Source organism: Streptomyces sp. NBC_00259 (assembly GCF_036181745.1).
Classification (GTDB): domain Bacteria; phylum Actinomycetota; class Actinomycetes; order Streptomycetales; family Streptomycetaceae; genus Streptomyces; species Streptomyces pratisoli.
In genome coordinates this window covers 7,497,525-7,513,354 of record NZ_CP108080.1, presented here as the reverse complement: position 1 = coordinate 7,513,354, position 15,830 = coordinate 7,497,525, and the positions used below count along the sequence as shown (strand labels likewise).

Below are 15,830 nucleotides of genomic sequence, written 5' to 3'. Positions count from 1 at the left end.
CTTGAGTCGCTTCCTGTTCGTCGTGCCGCCGCTCGTCGGGCACATCAATCCCCTCGTGGGAGTCGCCGCCGCCCTGACCGCCCGGGGGCACCAGGTGGCCTGGGCAGGGGTGCCCGGCATCGTGCACCGTCTCGCCGGGCCGGGCGCGCGGGTCCACCCCTCCCCCGCGACCTGGTCCGAAGGGGACTGGCCGTCCCGGCCACCGGACATCCGGGGGCCGGAAGCGCTGCGCTTCCTGTGGGAGCGGTTCCTGGTGCCGCTGGCCGACGCGATGGCCGAGGGTGTTCGGGACGCGGTGGGCGCGTTCCGTCCGGATGTCGTCGTCGCCGACCAGCAGGCGCTGGCGGGTGCGCTGGTCGCGGAACGGCACGGGGTGAGGTGGGCGACGTCGGCGACGACGTCGGCGGAGTTCGCCGACGTACTGGCCACGATGCCGAAGGTCGCGGCGTGGAACGAGGCCCTGGTACGCGAGCTGCGGCTGCGGGTGGGCGATCCGGTGAGCACCTGCGATCCGCGGTTCTCCCCGCATCTGGTGCTCGCCTTCACCACGAAGGAGCTGGCCGGGACGCCCGCCCGCGGCGGCGACCGGATCCGCTGGGTGGGCCCGTCGCTGTCCGACCGCCCCTCGCCCGCGGGCTTCCCGTGGGACTGGCTGGACCCGGGACGGGCGACCGTCCTGGTCACGCTCGGCACGGCCAACACGGATGCGGGTGCGCGGTTCCTCACCGAGTCCGCCCGGGCGCTGCGGGCACGCGCGGACCGGTTGCAGGGTGTGGTGGTGGACCCGGAGGGTGTGCTCGCCGCGGACGGCACCGGCGACCACCGGAGCGACGGCAACCACGGGGGCGACGGCGGCGACATCCGCGGCGGCACCGGCCACGTGGACAAGGATCTGCTCGCGGTGCCCGAAGTACCGCAGCTCGCGCTGCTGAAGCAGGTGGACGCGGTCGTCTGCCACGCCGGTCACAACACGGTGTGCGAGGCGCTGTGGCACGGTGTTCCGCTGGTCGTCGCGCCGATCCGGGACGACCAACCGGTCATCGCGGCGCAGGTCGCCGAGGCGGGCGCCGGAGTCCGGATCCGATTCGGCCGGGCCGACGCGTCCCGGATCGGGGCGGCGGTGGACGCCGTGCTGTGCACGCCGCACCACCGGGCCGCCGCCCGGGCCATCGGAGGTGTGTTCCGTGAGGCGGGCGGGGCCGCGGCCGCCGCGGACCATCTCGAACGGCTGGCCCGCGCGGAGCGAGCGGACCGCGTGAGCCGTACGGACCGTGCGGACCGGTCCGTATCCCGTGCTGACCGGTCCGTACGCCCGGCCCGTGTGGACCGTTCCGAGCGTCAGGCCGCCCATGCGCACCGCCCCGAACCGCCGGCCCGTGAGGAGAACGACGTATGAACGCGGTGAATCCAGGCCCCGAGCACTCCCCGCGGTCCCGGCCACGGCACGAGGCCGTGGCCGCGCTGCGCCCCGCCTACCTGGCCGAACTGGCCGACGGCCCTTCGGTGTTCTTCGAACCGATGCGGCACGACTGCCCGTGCTGCGGTTCGGCGCGGATCGGCGGCCACCTGCGGTTGCCCGACCTGATCCAGCACAAGCCAGGAGCCTTCCGGATCGACCGGTGCCACGCCTGCCTGCATCTGTTCCAGAACCCCCGTCTCAACGCCCGGGGACTGGACTTCTACTACCGCGACTTCTACGACGGCCTGGGCGAGCAGCAGCTCGACGGGATGTTCGGCGGGCGCACGAAGTCCTACCGCCGCCGGGCGGAGTCCGTGCTGCCGTATCTGGGCGAGGCCAAGCGGTGGGTCGACGTCGGCACCGGTCACGGGCATTTCTGTGAGGTGGCGAGAGAGGTCCTGCCGGACGTGGTGTTCGACGGTCTCGACCGCTCCGCGGGCGCCGAACTGGCCGAGCTGGAGGGGCGGGTGGAACGCGGTCTCCGGGGCGCTTTCACCGAACTGGCACCGGGGTTCGCCGGGAGTTACGACGTCGTGAGCATGTTCCACTACCTGGAGCACAGCACCGAGCCGCTGCGCGAGCTGGAGGCGGCCCGCACGGCGCTGCGCGCCGGCGGCCGTCTGGTGGTGGAGGTACCGGACCCGGACAGTCGCTACGCGAGGCTGCTCGGGCGCTGGTGGCTCCCGTGGCTGCAGCCGCAGCACCTCCACCTCATGCCGGTGGCGAACCTCCGTCGGGCCCTGTCCGAGCTGGGCTTCACGGTCGTGGCGGAGCAACACCGCTCGGCGCACGAGCCGGTGGACCTGGTGGCCGCGGTCTGGCTGGCGCTCGACGAGGCGGCTCCGCGTGACGATCTGCCCTGGCTGCCCGCCCGGCCGGGCCGCTCGCGCCGTGCGCTGCGCACCTCGGCCCTGCTGGCCGGTGTCCCGGCTCTGGTGCTGGCGACGCTCGCGGACCGGATGATTGCTCCCTTCGCACAAAGACTCGGACTGTGCAACGCGTACCGTCTGGTGGCACGGCGCGAGTGACGTCGTGCAAACCCACATGACCACTACGGACGGGGAGGCGCCCCGGCCTCGGCCGGACGATCACGACGTGCCGCGTGCCGTGGACGACACGAATCGCGTCACCGCCCGCGAGAAGGCGTCCGGCTCCTCGATATGGCCGAAGTGCCCGCTCTTCTCGAGGATCAGCAGTTCCGATCCGGGGATCAGCCGGTGCAGTTCCTCGGCCCAGCGCACCCCGCAGACGACGTCGTGGCGGCCGACGACGACGAGGGTCGGGAGGGTGACCGAGTCGAGGTCCGCACGGTCGTCGACGGCATGCGGGACAAGGTTCTCGTCCAGCCCGGAGATGTGTGCGGCCCTCACGGCGGCACGCATGGCGGCGAACTCCTCCTCCCGGCCCCAGTAGTCCGCGAAGTACGCCGGGAACAGCCCTCGGGCGACGGCCGTCATCCGTGCGTCGTCGGAGATGGTGGGGATGGCCTGGAAGGCGGCCAGGACTTCAGGGAGTCCGGGGTGGCCGGCATACCGCGCGGCGAACGACTGCACCATGCGCATGGCCTCGGCGGCGTGCTCGGGACCGGTCACGGGCGCGCTGTCGTAGAGGATCACCCCGGCGACACGGTCCGGGCGGTGCAGGGCGTGGTACTGCACGACGAAGCCGCCGTGCGAATGCCCCAGAAGGTGCACCTCGGGGACACCGAGGTGTTCGACCAGTGGCGTTGTTCACGAGTTTGGGCTCTGGTCCACTTCTTGTGACGAGTGACGCTGCGTTATGGCTCGACATCGAAGAGAGCGATGGCAGGCGGCGCCGGGTCAAGCACTGCGCGCAGGCGGTTGAGCATCGTGCGCCATTGCTTCCACTCCTCGGGGTGAACCCAGTTTGAGGCTGGCCCAGCCTCGTCGCTTGCGATGCGGGCGAGGGCTTCGTCAGCGAGGGCCCGAAGGTCAGTGGCAAACATGGGCATGGGTGTTTCAGGGCCATAGGGGGTGTCGACAGGTTCACCTCCAGGGCATTGCGCTGCGATCAGTGCGGCGGCAGCTACCGCCTCTTCCGCTTCCGCGAGGAAGCCAGTTGCGTCGATGGTGCGGATGAGGACGCCTCGGACCAAGGCCTCACGCTTTTCCGGCTCGGCATCGTCCAGCATGTTGGCGAAATCTGCAGCTGTGTCGTTGTCGAAGGGGCCGGTGTCCCAGGTGCCCATGCTGATTTCCTTTCGTCGTTTCGCCGGGATCCTCGCATCAAGCACCGACAACGCGATCACGGAGCGAGGAGGACTCGCTTGCGTAGGAGGCTGAATCCGGCGCGGCCGAACATCTGGCGCTTGAGCATCTTGATCCGGTTGACATGGCCTTCGACGACGCCTGAGTTCCACGGGAGTGAGAGGCCGGCGATGACGGCGTCGAGGTCACGTTCGAGGTGCTGGGCGAAGTGACGAAGGCTGGGCAGATCGGTGGTGGCGGTGGCCGCTTCGATCCATTTCGGCAGCTGGTCGCCCTGCAGGTTGGTGAGCATGTGGCCGAAGGAGCACACGTGTTGGGCGAGTGCTGTCAGTTCGGGGCAGTTGGTGAGGACGGCTTTGAGCTGGAGCCGGTCGCCTTCGGGTAGGGCGTCGGGGTGGGTGAGGATCCAGCGAGTGACGGCGCGAGCCGATGGCGGCCGGGGGCCGACCGGTTGGGGCTTGCCGCGAAGACTTCTGCTGACGTAATCGCGGACGCTGCCGTAACCGCGGGGATAGCCTTGTTCCTTGATCTCCTCCCACAGTTTCCAGGCGTTGGTGCAGCCTTCCTGCCAGCGCTGATCGAGGTAGGGCTTGTAGGCGTCGAGCTTGGTCGCACGGCTCTGCCACTGGCCAGTGAACATCTCCTCCGGGGTCGTGGCGCGGGAGAAGCGCAGGATGGTGTTTAGGGTCATGCCGAGTTGCCGGGCGACGGATCGCTTGCTGTGCCCGGCCGCCAGGAGGGCGTGGATGGTGGCGTGCTTTACGCGGGTGCGTTCGGCGAACCGGTGCCCTGTCGGCCAGGGCGACAACGTGGCCGGCTCCTCCTCCTGCGGTTCATCCGGAGCCGGAACAGGACGTAAGCAGCCGCGGTGCCGGTAGACGCACTTCTCGGCGGCTTCACCCAGGTTGTGCCAGAGATGCCACCGATCGGCGACCTGGATGGCCTGCGGGGCACCGCGGGTGGCACCGTCGGCGAAGAAGGGGGCTCGGTCGCGGCAGACGATCTCGATGCCGGGCCGCTCGGCGAGCCAGGCCGCGAGCGTGTCCGCCTCCCGGTCAGGCAGGAGGTCGATGGGACGACGTGTTTCGACGTCGACGAGCACAGTTCCGTAGATACGGCCCTTGCGCTGCGCGTATTCGTCCACGCCGACCACACGGGGTGCGGCAGCGACGGGGTCCGGAAGCGAGGCGATCAGCCTCAGTAGGGTGTTCCTGCTGACCGGGACCTTGAAGGCGTCCGTCATTCGGGCGCCGGCTCGGCCTGCGAGCGCGAGTCCGACCGACACCAGCGCCGATCGCAGCCGCTCGGTCCTTCGCCCGAACCTGCGGGTGAGCCCTGGTACTTGCTCGGCGAAGGTCTTGCGCGGGCAGGAATCCTCCCCACAGACGAATCGCCGCACCCGTAACGACACCACGACGAACTTGCCCGCCGTCGGCAGGTCGCGAGGAAACCGCAGGTAGGAGCCGTGTATTCGAACCGACCAATATCCGCACCCCGGGCAGGCGGCCCGCTCGGCGGTCGTCCGGGCCTCGACCCGGACGACCGTGTCGGTCACCTCGACCGACTCCACGGACACGCCTTCGACTGAGGAAAACAACAGCTCATCCAGCTGCGGCAGCACTTCGTTCACGGCGAAGGACTGTCGACCACACCGCATTCCAGCCGGGCGATTTTCGGGCGAACTCAACCGGCATCACACGAAGATCAACAGTCACCCTGCGTACGCAACCACAGAAAGTGGCCCAGAGCCCAAACTCGTGAACAAAGCCAGACCAGCGCCCCGAGGAACCGGCTGTAGCGGGCCCTGGTGTAGCCGTGGGGATGGGAGGCGAGGCGGCCGGAAGCGCCGGTGCCGATCGGCTCCGGATAGACGACCGTCAGCTGCCGCTCCAGCGCCGGCATGCGCAGGTACTCCCAGGAGATGCCCGGTCCGCCGGAATGCGCGACGCACACGGGTCCCGTGCCGTGGACGTGATAGCGCTGCACGACTCCGTCGATGTCGACGGTGTGCGCACCGAGGGTCAGAGGATCGGTCGAAGAGATGGTCATGGGGGTCTCCTGGTCCGGCAAGCGTCAAGGACACCGGCAGGACGCGGGAAACGGAGCGAAGTTCGACGCGAACCGCGTGACGGTCCTCACACAGGTACGGCCCATGGCGAGCAGCCATGCCGGCCGGGACTCCCCTGTCCGCTCGTCCCTCGGGCCGTGGGCAGGATCAGCGGCGGCCGGCATGCCACTGGCTGCCAATTGGCTCGGGTCTTGAGCCTGGCCCGCCAGGAGACTGACTCACTCGTGGTTCGCCTTCGCATGGGGAGTTGTGATGCAGGTAGCAGTGGTCACCTTTGACGGGTTCAACGAGCTCGACAGCTTCATCGCCTCCGGGCTGATCAACCGATGCCGAAAGGACGGTCTGGAAGCGTTCATCACGACGCCGACGCCGGTGGTCACGTCCAGGAGCGGCGTCGAGGTGAACGGACAGCGCCCGATGGAGTTCGTGACCGAGGCCGACGTCGTGCTGATCGGTAGCGGGCTGAAGACCCGCGAGGTGGTCGCCGACGACCAACTGATCTCCAGGGTGCGGCTCGACCCTTCGCGACAGCTGATCGGTTCGCAGTGCTCGGGCGCGCTGGTGCTCGCGCGGCTGGGGTTGCTGGGTGACATGCCTGTCTCCACGGACATGGCGAGCCGGCCGTTCGTCGAAGCGTGCGATGTCAGGGTGCTGGACGCGCCCTTCCACACCGAGGGGAACATCGCTACGGCGGGCGGCTGCCTGGCGTCGCAGTATCTCGCCGCGTGGGTGATCACCCGCACGCTCGGGGAGGGTGCCGCGCGCGGCGTCATCGACTACGTGGCCCCGGTCGGTGAGAACGAGGAGACGGTCGAGCGCGTCATGCGTACGGTCCTCGCGGGCGAGGTCGCGCCGCGCTGACGCCGCGCGATCCCGGGGCGCCCGCCGGCGGTCACGAGTTCCGCCACGCCCGGCGTGATGCCGCCGACGACGGGATCGCCGTCCACCTGCTTCAGCCGCACGTTCCCCGGCTGCGATCAGCCCTGCCGCAGCGTGACCGGTGAGGCACGTTCGGTGGGATCCGGCCGGCTGTCGGCCGCTCCGTCGCCGTCCGGCGCGGAAACGAGGTCCAGAGGTCCGAGGTCCATGAGAGGCGCGCGCCGGGCGCGGATCTCGGCGACGCGCGGGCGACGAGGTCGCAGGTATGCGCATCCGCGGACCGGGTAACCGTCGGGCACACCGGACGGCTTGGTTAGGGGCACCGATGGCACGGAACGAATCCGACAACACCGCGGCACCCATGACACCTGTCCTGCGGGCGGCGGCCGTCCTTCTGGCGTTCGTGGCGACGGCGGTCTTCAGCGTCGCGCTCGCCCGGCTGACCCTGGAGCCCTCCGCGGCCTCCGAGCCACTGACGCACAGCAACCTCCGCCCGGGCGCGTCCATCCGTGACTATCTGGCACAGCCCGCGTTCCGCGACACCGTCAAGCAGCTCGGCGGCAACGTTCTGCTCGGCGTCCCCTTCGGCGTGCTGCTGCCGGTCCTGCTCCCGCAAGCACGTGGGTTCCTGCGCGTGCTGGTGGTGACGGGCGTGACGATGACGCTGGTCGAGCTCGTACAGGGATCCCTGGTCACCGGCCGGGCCTTCGACATCGACGACGTCATCCTGAACGTGACCGGCGCGCTGCTCGGTTATCTCGTCCTCGGCAGGCGCCTGGGCCGCGCCGTCCATCCGAGGCGCCGCCACTGGTGGCAGCGCTGGACCGGGAACCCCAAGAGCCGGTGACCGTCCGCCGAACCAACTGCCTCCAGAGGCCGGGCAGGACATGTGCTCGGCGGTGTGGTGAGGATGAATCCGCGCGGTTCGTGTGCTGAACTGCGCAGCATCATCCGTAGCCGACGATGGGATGGAACGCGATGCCTCTTGAGGGCGAGTACGAGCCGAGTCCGGAGCAGTGGGTGCGCGAACAGGTCGAGCTGTACGAGAGCTCGGGCGGCACCAAGGGCACGACGCTCATGGACACGGGACTGCCCGTCATCGTTCTCACGACGCGCGGCGCGAAGAGCGGCAAGATCCGCAAGAGCCCGCTGATGCGTGTGGAGCACGAGGGACGGTACGCGGTAGTGGCCTCGAAGGGCGGCCTCCCGAGCCACCCGGTCTGGTACTTCAACATCAAGGCCGACCCCCACGTGGAACTCCAGGACGGCCCCGTGCGCCAGGACATGACGGCCCGTGAGGTCACCGGGGACGAGAAGGCCGAGTGGTGGGAGCGCGCGGTCGCCGCGTATCCGCCGTACGCCGAGTACCAGGAGAAGACGGACCGGGTGATTCCCGTCTTCGTGCTGGAGGCGTCGGCCGGGAGCTGACCGGCGACCGAGAACCGGGGACGCATGATCCGCCCTCCACCGGGCACCTGATCCTCAGGCCCCGCCGCGCTCCCCCGTCGCGGCGGGGCTCCACCATGCCGGGGCCGGCAGCGGTCACCGGGCGAGGCGTCCCCGGGGCGGCCCTGTTCGCCCGGCTCTCTCCTCCCAATCCCCCGGGCCCTGCTGACGACCCGCGTCGGCTCCTGCCGCCGTGCGCGGCTCACATTCACGCCAGAAGTGCGGCACGGCGTCGATGTCCGAGTGGGTGGCGGCAACGGGGGTGAAGGTCGCTCGTGGGGCGCGTCGGGCGGACGTCCGCTCGTGTGCGTGAGCGGTTTCGCGGGGCTCGATTCCGCCTGCCGGCGGCGAGGACTCACGAAGCGCACTTGCCCGTCCCGGCCGCGAGCAACATGCTCTGAGCAGCATGCCCCCACCGAACGATCCGCCCCGCAGACACCACCGCCTCCCCCTCGACAGGAGGACCTCGTGAGCTACGACGTCATCGGCGTCCGTGCACAGTTCCCGGCCCTGGCCGCAGGTATCGCCCACTTCGACGGGCCCGGAGGCACGCAGACTCCCCGGCCCGTCATCCAGGCCATCGCCGATGCCCTCGCCAGTCCCCTGTCGAACCGGGGCCAGGAGATCGCGGGGGAACGCAACGCGGCGGCCATCGTCACCGAGTGCCGCCGGGCCATGGCGGACCTGCTGGCCGCGGAGCCCGCCGGAATCGTCTTCGGTCGCAGCGCCACGCAGCTCGCCTACGACTTCTCCCGCGCCCTCGCCAAGACCTGGTCGTCGGGGGACGAGGTCGTCGTCACGCGACTCGACCACGACTCCAACATCCGCCCCTGGGTCCAGGCCGCCGAGCAGGTCGGAGCCACCGTCCGGTGGGCCGACTTCGACCCGTCGACCGGCGAGATCACCGTCGAGGACATCCGCGCCGTGCTCTCGGAGCGGACCCGGCTGGTCGCCGTCACCGCGGCCTCGAACCTGATCGGCACCCGGCCCCCGATCGCCGAGATCTCCCGCCTCGTCCACGAGGCCGGGGCCCTGCTGTACGTCGACGGCGTCCACCGCACCGCCCACTCGCTGGTCGACGTCGAACAGCTCGGCGCGGACTTCTACACCTGCTCCCCGTACAAGTTCCTCGGCCCTCACCACGGCGTCCTCGCCGCCCGGCCCGCGCTCCTGGAGACCCTCCGCCCGGACAAGCTGCTGCCGTCGAGCGACGCGGTCCCGGAACGCTTCGAACTCGGCACTCTGCCCTACGAGTTCCTGGCGGGCACGCGCGCCGCGGTCGACTTCCTCGCCGGACTCGACGCCGACGCGACGGGGACGCGCCGGGAGCGGCTGACCGCCGGATTCGCCGCCCTCGAAGACCACGAGGAGGGGCTCAAGGCGCAGATCGGCAAGGGTCTGTCGGAACTCGCGGGGATCACCGTGCACTCACGCGCCGCCGACCGCACCCCGACCACGCTCCTGACCTTCGAGGACCGCGACACGACGGACGCCTACCGCTACCTGGCGGCCCGCGGCGTCCACGCTCCCGCCGGCTCCTTCTACGCCCTCGAAGCCTCCCGCCGGCTCGGCCTGGGCGACACCGGCGGCCTCCGCGTCGGCCTCGCGCCGTACAACGACGCCGCGGACGTGGACAGGCTCCTGCAAGGCCTGGCGGACTTCCTGCGGTCCTGACGCCTCGCGAGGGCCGGTCGTCCGTCCCCGCAGGCAGCGGGCGGGAACGCACGGTCCTGCGTATCGGCGTCCGCGGAGACGGAGTACGAGGTCGGCGCCCGACGTCCCTGACCTGGGGCGCCGCTCACGCACCATCCGCGGTGGGGCCCGGTGGTGTGGCGCGCAGGCCCCCGAGCAGTGTCGCCAGGTAGCGACGAGCGGTGTCGATCCGGGCGTCGGGAGCGGCGCCATGGACGTCCACGGCGTACGCGATGCCGCACATGAGCGGGACCAGGTCGCCGGAAGCCAGGTCGGGGCGGACCGCCCCGGCCTCGCGGGCCCGGTCGAGGAGTGTGGTGCCGGCCGACCACAGCGACCGCTTGAGTTCCGTGGTGCGCGCCAGAGCATTCGCGGGTGCGGCGGTGACCGGGGCCAGGGAGGCGTCGGTGACCTGCGCTTCGACGGTGCGGGTGAGAAAGCCCTCCAGCGCGCGCCAGGGGTCGGTGTCGGCCAGCGCCTGCTCGCCGTGGGCCGCCAGGGCTTCCAGGCAGGGTGTGGCGATGGTCTCCAGCAGCGCCTCGGGCGTGGAGAAGTGCCGGTAGACGGTGCCGACGCCCAGTCCGGCACGGCGGGCGACGTCGTTGAGCTGCAACGGCGTGCCCTCGTCGACCAGGGCGCGGGCGACGGCGACGATCCGGTCCCAGTTGCGGGCCGCGTCCTTGCGCAGTGGCGTCGTCGTCATGCGGACATGCTAATGGGATGGTCCATCCGCTTGGCCCCGCCGCCCGTGCCGCGTCGCACGTCGGGTCAGGTCAGGTGGTGGCCGCGAGGGGCGCGTGCCGTTCGCTGAGTCGGCGCACGGCCTCGGCGACGCGGGGGTCGGTCGCGCCGCGGAACGGCGCCACCGGACGCGCCTGGGCGCCGATGACGATGCCGGTCCGCCCGGCAAGAGCCTCGTCGGTGGCGGCGACGATCGAGGGCCTGGCCGCCACGGACGCCGGACCGGAGGTCGAGCGTACGAACCTGCGGCGCACCAGCGGCCACATCAGCCGCAGGGCGGGCGAGACGATCTTCGGGTCGGTCATGGTGCCGTTGGTCATGTCGGTCGCGGCGCCTCCGGGGTCGGCGGCGAAGACCGATACCCCCGTGCCGTCCAGCCGTGCGGCCAGGTCGATCGTGTAGGCGAGGTTGGCGAGCTTGGCGCGGCCGTACCAGTGGAAGCCGTAGTAGCCGCCGGACGGCTCGACGGCGTCGAACGCCCGCTTCGCGACCCCGACCGCACCTGAGGTCACGTTCACGATCCTGCTGGGTGCACCTGCCGTCAGTGTGGGCAGCAGCAGTTCGGTCAGCAGGTACGGCGAGAGGTGGTTGACGACGAACGACGCCTCGACGCCGCCCAGGTCCCGTCGATCCGCGAACATCGCCCCGACGTTGTTGACCAGCACGGTCAGTGGGTCGCCCGACGCGGCGTGGCCGGAGGCGATCCGGTCGGCGAGCGCGCGCACTTCGTCGAGCGAGGCGAGATCCGCGGCGAGGAAGCGGGCAGGATGCGCGGGGCTCGTCGCGTTGATCCGCTCGACCGCCCGGGCGCCCCGGTCGGCATTGCGTCCGACCACGGTGACCGAGAACCCGGCGGCAGACAGCCCGAGTGCCGTCTCCAGGCCGATGCCGGCCGTTCCAGCCGTGACCACAGCCGTCTTCTTCATGGCTCATCCACCCTCGGTACGCACATTCGGATAGCTCATCCGCTTGGCGCGACCGTAACACACATCCGGATTGGCTATCCGCTTAGAGGCGTCCGGCTGACCATGCGACGCGGGCTTCCGGGGGCTTGTCCGGGTACGAGGAATGCCGGACCTCATGACGACGAACCGCCGCCCCCGTCGTCGAGGGCATGGGCGGCGACGCGCAGGTCGGAGACCAACCCTTGTACGCCGCGTCACGGTCGTCGGCGCGCAGAACGGCGGAGGGGTGGATCGTCGCGACAAGGCCGCGGACGCCGTCGTCCACCCGGCCCCCACCGCTGCCGTCGCCTCCGCCGTCGTCGAGTCCTGGCCAGGGCAGCAGGGCGCCGCGTTGTTCCGTCACCCGGAACGACGGCCCGAGCAGGGCCTTGCCGGCCGTCGAACCGAGGGCCACGACCAGCTCGGGGCGGACGCGTTGGAGCTCGGCCACCAGCCAGGGCCGGCACGCCGTCATCTCCCGCAGACTCGGCGACTTGTGGATGCGGCGCTTGCGCCCTTCGGGGACGGTGAACTTGAAGTGCTTGACCGCGTTGGTGACATACGTTCCGTCCGGGTGGATGCCCGCGTCCGCCAGCGCCCGCTCCAGCACCTTCCCCGCCGGGCCGACGAACGGCCTGCCCTGCCGGTCCTCCTGGTCGCCCGGCTGCTCGCCGAGCAGCAGGATGCGCGCGGAGGTGTCGCCCTCGCCGAACACGGTCTGTGTCGCGTCCTCGTACAGCGGGCAGCCCCGGCATCCCGCCGCCGCCCGGCGCAGCCCCGGCAGGCCGGCGCGCCTACCCGGGAGAAACGGAGTGGCGTCGTATCCCTGTCCGGACCGCTTCACGGACGTGGTGTGCGTGACCATCTCCCGACGCCTCCTTTCGCGTCGACGCGGTGACGTGCGCTCGGCGAGGCGGCGACCAGGCCCGACCGGACAACAGCCGCCGCGTACGCGGCCGCGGCCGCTCCGTCCGCGGTGACCGGGCCGCGGCGCCTCTGCCCAGCCTGTCGTCGCCGGTGAGCTGCCGGGACACGGGCCGGCGGCCACGAGCCTGCGTACGCCCATCGCTTCCTCCGAGCCGTCGTCGCACGGCAGAGGGCTACCGCGTACCCGACACGGTGGCGGACAACCTCGGGCGCGACGCCGATCCCGGTCCTTGCTCACCGTGCACCTGCCCCGAGGCGTCGCAAACCGGACCCGCGACCGGGCCGCCGATTTGGTGTCGGCGCGGGCGGGCAGTCGCCGCAGTGCCCAGGGGTTCCGCTGCCGTGACCGATCGCCCGAGGGCGCTGGGGGCGACCGCGATGGCGAGCAGGAAAGGGAGTGCCGGAGTACAGGCGCCGCGAGCATCGATCCGGGGCCCTGCTACCGGCGAAGGGCGAGGCGGCCGGTGCGCCGGTGCGCCGGTGCGCCGGTGCGCCGGTGCGCCGGTGCGCCGGTGCGCCGGTGCCGCGTACCCGGGTCGGCGGCCCCTCAGTCGTCGCGTCCCGTCAGTCGTCGCGATCCGGTGGTCGCAGCTGGTCCCGGAGCAGTTCCAGCGCCGCGGTCACCGCCGTCCGGTGGATGGTGCCCGGGTCGTGGTCGCCGTCGGTGTGCGGCGCGTCCACGACGGTGCCGCGCGGTCCGCACACGGCGACGAACAGGGTGCCGACCTCCCGGCCGTCCTGCGTACCCGGGCCGGCCACGCCGGTCGTGGCCAGCCCGTACGTGGCGCCCATGAGTCGGCGCACCCCCTCGGCCATCTGCCTGGCCACGTCCCGGTCCACGGCGCCCCGGCCGGCGAGAAGTCCTCGGTCGACACCGAGCACGGATGCCTTGACCTCGGTGGCATAGGCGATCACACCGCCGCGGAACGTTCGTGACGCGCCGGGCGCGTCGGCCAGCACCGCGCCGAGCCGGCCCGCGGTCAGCGACTCGGCGACCGCGACGGTGTGCCCTGCGGCCGCGAGCGCGTCGTGCAGCTGCCGCGCGAGCAGCTCGGCCGGGTCCAGCCCCGGGCGCCCGCCCGAGGCACCGACCGGACGCGGAGATCTACGGTCCACGTCTTCATGGTGAGGGCGGCCCCCGGGGCACCGCCCGTCGGAGCCGCGCGGCTGCGGGCGGGCCGGCCAGGGGCGGGGAGCCATGAACGACGAAGGGATACGGTCCGCGGTCGTCCGGGTAGGCATGCGGCGTGGGACGGCGCCCGACACCGCTGATCGTCTACGCGAACTTCTTCTCCGATGTCGCCGTGGACCTGTCTGCCCACGAGGTACTGGTCCGATGGGCGCGGCAGGCTCCGCGCGAGATCTGGCTGACGAGTCCCGGCGACGTGCTGGTGACACCCACCCCGCTCAGCGACGCCTTCCTTCGCTACGTCTGCGGCACGCTGGGCATGCCGTACGACTCCGTCACGGCGGTCACCGTGCCCCCGGTGCCCGGAGCCACCATGGCCGACGCGGTACGCCGTGCCGGGCAGACGGAGCTGCTCCGCGCACTCGCCGCCCGGCGCCCGGGAGTGCAGCTGCTGCCCCTTGCCCTGGACACCGCCACGGTCGGCCTGGCCGAGCAACTCGGCGTACCGATCGCTCCGTACGGGCCCTCCGGTGCGGCTGCGGAAGCGCTGGAGGTGGTGTACAGGCTCAACACGAAGACCGGGTTCCGCGCCCTCGCCGAAGAGCTGGGCATACGGATGCCACCGGGACGCGTCTGTGACGGCCGCGTGCTCGGGCCCACGGCGGACTCGATGCTCGACCGGTACGAGCGGGTGGTGGCCAAACCCGACCGTTCCGCCGCGGGGCAGGGCCTGATGTTCCTTGTCCGCGGGGACACCCTGCCGCACCCGGGAGACGGCCCCGGCGGCACGTGGGTGGTGGAGCGGTGGCTCGATGTGGCCAGGTCCGTCAGCGTTCAGATGGAGACCCTCCCGTCCACGGGACCGCGCGTGGTGTTCAGCGGGGAGATGCGCACGTCCCACGGCGCCTACGCCGGCTATCTGTCACCCCTCCACGGGGTGGCGGAGGCGAGCGTGGCGCAGCTTGAGCGCTGGGGCACTGCCGTCGGGAAGTACCTGTGGGCACGAGGCTATGCGGGGTCGTACGCGATCGACGCGGTCGTCGCGGCGGACGGCACGCTGTACGCCACCGAGAGCAACGTCCGCAGGACCGCCACGACCACTCCGGGGAGCATGGTGCGGCGCCTGCTCCCTGAAGGCCTCCGCGGCCGCACCTGGCTGCTGGGGGCGGGGCGGTCGGCCTCCACCCGGACCTTCGACGAGGCGACGCGGCTGCTGCGGTCGGAAGGACTGGCCTGGCACGCGGGCCGCGCCGAAGGAGCCGTGCTGTACGAGGAGGCGACCGCCGACGACCCCGTGTGGCGCTATGCGCTGATCGGCGCCTGCCGCAACAGAGTCGACGAGCTGGAATCGGCCGTGACGCGGGTCCTGGCGCTCGACCCTCCGGTGCTCGATCGGGCCGTCACATCGGCACCGGACTGATCCGGCCACGCCACACGCCCGAGTCGCCGCCACGCCCACGCCCGCCATGCGCCGCCGCGGCTCTCGACGGACGCCGGACCTACCTCCAGGGTCGCGGTACGCGGTCGGCGCGGACGACGATCAGTTCCTCCGTGCGCTGGCCGGGAGCGATCAGCCCTCGTTCCTCCAGCCATGGGGCACGCGAGCTCAGTACGGGGCCGAAGGGCTGGGTGCGCCGGGCGACCACCGAGACCTTCAGGCCGGCCCGGCCCAGCTGCTGGAGGGTGAGGTCGGGCCGGGACAGTGCGGACTGGACCACCAGCAACGATCCGTTCTCGGCCAGCAGTTCGGGAGCCACCGCGCACAGGTCGTCGAGGTAGAGCCGCCCGTCAGGGCCCGCGTCGACGGTGCGCTCGGGGCCGGGGGACCGGGCAGTGCCGTCCGGGCACGGCACATAAGGAGGGTTGGCAGTGACCATGTCGAAGCGGTGCCCCGCCGGACGGTCGCGGAAGTCACCGCGCAGGACGTGGACGCGGAGCCGGTGCAACCACGCGTTGCAGCGGGCGGCGATCACGGCGCGGTGCGAGGTGTCCACCGCCCATACGTCCGAGGCGCCGAGGCGCGCCGCGGTCACGGCGATCAGGCCCGTGCCGGTGCACACGTCGAGAACGCGGGCGCCCGCGGGCATGGCTGCCCTTTCGAGGGCCTCGCGCAACAGTTGGGAGTCGCCCTGTGGGCGATAGACACCCCATGGCCTCACCAGCGCGGCCAGGGAGAACACACCGTTCCCGTGCGGCGCTCGCGCAGTGGCGACAGTCCGGCACGACGGGTCGTGTGTGGTCGGGGCGCCGCTCATGTGCTCCTCCGGATCCGTCCGGGTGGGCCGGTCTCACTGCTGGCTGCCTGCACCGGCCGCCT

Annotated in this window: 14 protein-coding genes and 2 pseudogenes; 7 read left to right on the top strand and 9 right to left on the bottom strand. The window is 71.5% G+C overall.

The window, feature by feature from the left end; genetic code table 11:
• Position 1 precedes the first annotated feature (1 nt).
• Positions 2-1,396: a glycosyltransferase gene (locus OG766_RS33680; protein WP_328727072.1), complete on the top strand. Its 1,395-nt coding sequence runs from the start codon at positions 2-4 to the stop codon at positions 1,394-1,396.
• The gene (locus OG766_RS33675) at positions 1,393-2,487 is read left to right on the top strand and encodes a class I SAM-dependent methyltransferase (RefSeq protein WP_328727071.1); all 1,095 of its coding nucleotides are present in this window, start codon (positions 1,393-1,395) and stop codon (positions 2,485-2,487) included. The genes OG766_RS33680 and OG766_RS33675 overlap by 4 nt, the downstream gene beginning before the upstream one ends.
• Positions 2,488-2,547: 60 nt before the next feature.
• Here OG766_RS33675 and OG766_RS33670 read toward each other — a convergent pair whose 3' ends face one another.
• The 4 genes and pseudogenes from OG766_RS33670 to OG766_RS33655 all read right to left on the bottom strand — a co-directional run.
• On the bottom strand, positions 2,548-3,180 hold the full coding sequence (locus tag OG766_RS33670; protein ID WP_328727568.1) for an alpha/beta fold hydrolase: 633 nt from the start codon (positions 3,178-3,180) through the stop codon (positions 2,548-2,550).
• 56 nt (positions 3,181-3,236) lie between these two features.
• Positions 3,237-3,668: a DUF4259 domain-containing protein gene (locus OG766_RS33665; RefSeq protein ID WP_328724195.1), complete on the bottom strand. Its 432-nt coding sequence runs from the start codon at positions 3,666-3,668 to the stop codon at positions 3,237-3,239.
• A gap of 56 nt (positions 3,669-3,724) precedes the next feature.
• Entirely contained in the window at positions 3,725-5,317 is a 1,593-nt protein-coding gene (locus tag OG766_RS33660; RefSeq protein WP_328724194.1) for an ISL3 family transposase, read from the bottom strand.
• Positions 5,318-5,457: 140 nt separating this feature from the next.
• Positions 5,458-5,736, bottom strand: a pseudogene (locus OG766_RS33655) (alpha/beta fold hydrolase); the annotation flags it as partial.
• Positions 5,737-6,007: 271 nt separating this feature from the next.
• Between OG766_RS33655 and OG766_RS33650 the strand changes: the two are divergent.
• The 4 genes from OG766_RS33650 (at position 6,008) to OG766_RS33635 (ending at position 9,754) form a co-directional block, all read left to right on the top strand.
• Positions 6,008-6,616: an AraC family transcriptional regulator gene (locus OG766_RS33650; protein ID WP_328727070.1), complete on the top strand. Its 609-nt coding sequence runs from the start codon at positions 6,008-6,010 to the stop codon at positions 6,614-6,616.
• Positions 6,617-6,959: 343 nt separating this feature from the next.
• Positions 6,960-7,481, top strand: a complete 522-nt coding sequence (locus OG766_RS33645) for a VanZ family protein (protein WP_328727069.1) — start codon at positions 6,960-6,962, stop codon at positions 7,479-7,481.
• 131 nt (positions 7,482-7,612) lie between these two features.
• Entirely contained in the window at positions 7,613-8,062 is a 450-nt protein-coding gene (locus OG766_RS33640) for a nitroreductase family deazaflavin-dependent oxidoreductase (RefSeq protein ID WP_266384923.1), read from the top strand.
• Positions 8,063-8,548: 486 nt separating this feature from the next.
• Positions 8,549-9,754, top strand: coding sequence for a cysteine desulfurase-like protein (locus tag OG766_RS33635; RefSeq protein ID WP_266384925.1), 1,206 nt, complete (start codon positions 8,549-8,551; stop codon positions 9,752-9,754).
• A 124-nt stretch (positions 9,755-9,878) separates the two neighbouring features.
• Here OG766_RS33635 and OG766_RS33630 read toward each other — a convergent pair whose 3' ends face one another.
• The 4 genes and pseudogenes from OG766_RS33630 to OG766_RS33615 all read right to left on the bottom strand — a co-directional run bounded on the left by OG766_RS33630 (position 9,879) and on the right by OG766_RS33615 (position 13,434).
• Positions 9,879-10,475 carry a TetR/AcrR family transcriptional regulator gene (locus tag OG766_RS33630; RefSeq protein ID WP_266384927.1) on the bottom strand — a complete coding sequence of 199 codons (597 nt, stop codon included), beginning with the start codon at positions 10,473-10,475 and terminating at the stop codon, positions 9,879-9,881.
• Between the two features lie 70 nt (positions 10,476-10,545).
• Positions 10,546-11,439 (bottom strand): SDR family NAD(P)-dependent oxidoreductase, encoded by an 894-nt coding sequence (locus tag OG766_RS33625; protein WP_328727068.1) that lies wholly within the window; start codon positions 11,437-11,439, stop codon positions 10,546-10,548.
• A gap of 152 nt (positions 11,440-11,591) precedes the next feature.
• Positions 11,592-12,322 (bottom strand): annotated as a pseudogene (locus OG766_RS33620) (UdgX family uracil-DNA binding protein).
• A gap of 626 nt (positions 12,323-12,948) precedes the next feature.
• A complete protein-coding gene (locus tag OG766_RS33615) occupies positions 12,949-13,434 on the bottom strand; it encodes a CinA family protein (protein ID WP_328727567.1) in 486 nt (161 codons plus the stop codon).
• Positions 13,435-13,631: 197 nt separating this feature from the next.
• On the opposite strand from OG766_RS33615, the gene OG766_RS33610 reads away from it, so the two are divergent.
• Positions 13,632-14,933: a peptide ligase PGM1-related protein gene (locus OG766_RS33610; protein ID WP_328727067.1), complete on the top strand. Its 1,302-nt coding sequence runs from the start codon at positions 13,632-13,634 to the stop codon at positions 14,931-14,933.
• 79 nt (positions 14,934-15,012) lie between these two features.
• On the opposite strand, the gene OG766_RS33605 is transcribed toward OG766_RS33610, so the two are convergent.
• Positions 15,013-15,768: a HemK2/MTQ2 family protein methyltransferase gene (locus OG766_RS33605; protein WP_266384937.1), complete on the bottom strand. Its 756-nt coding sequence runs from the start codon at positions 15,766-15,768 to the stop codon at positions 15,013-15,015.
• Between the last annotated feature and the right edge of the window lie 62 nt (positions 15,769-15,830).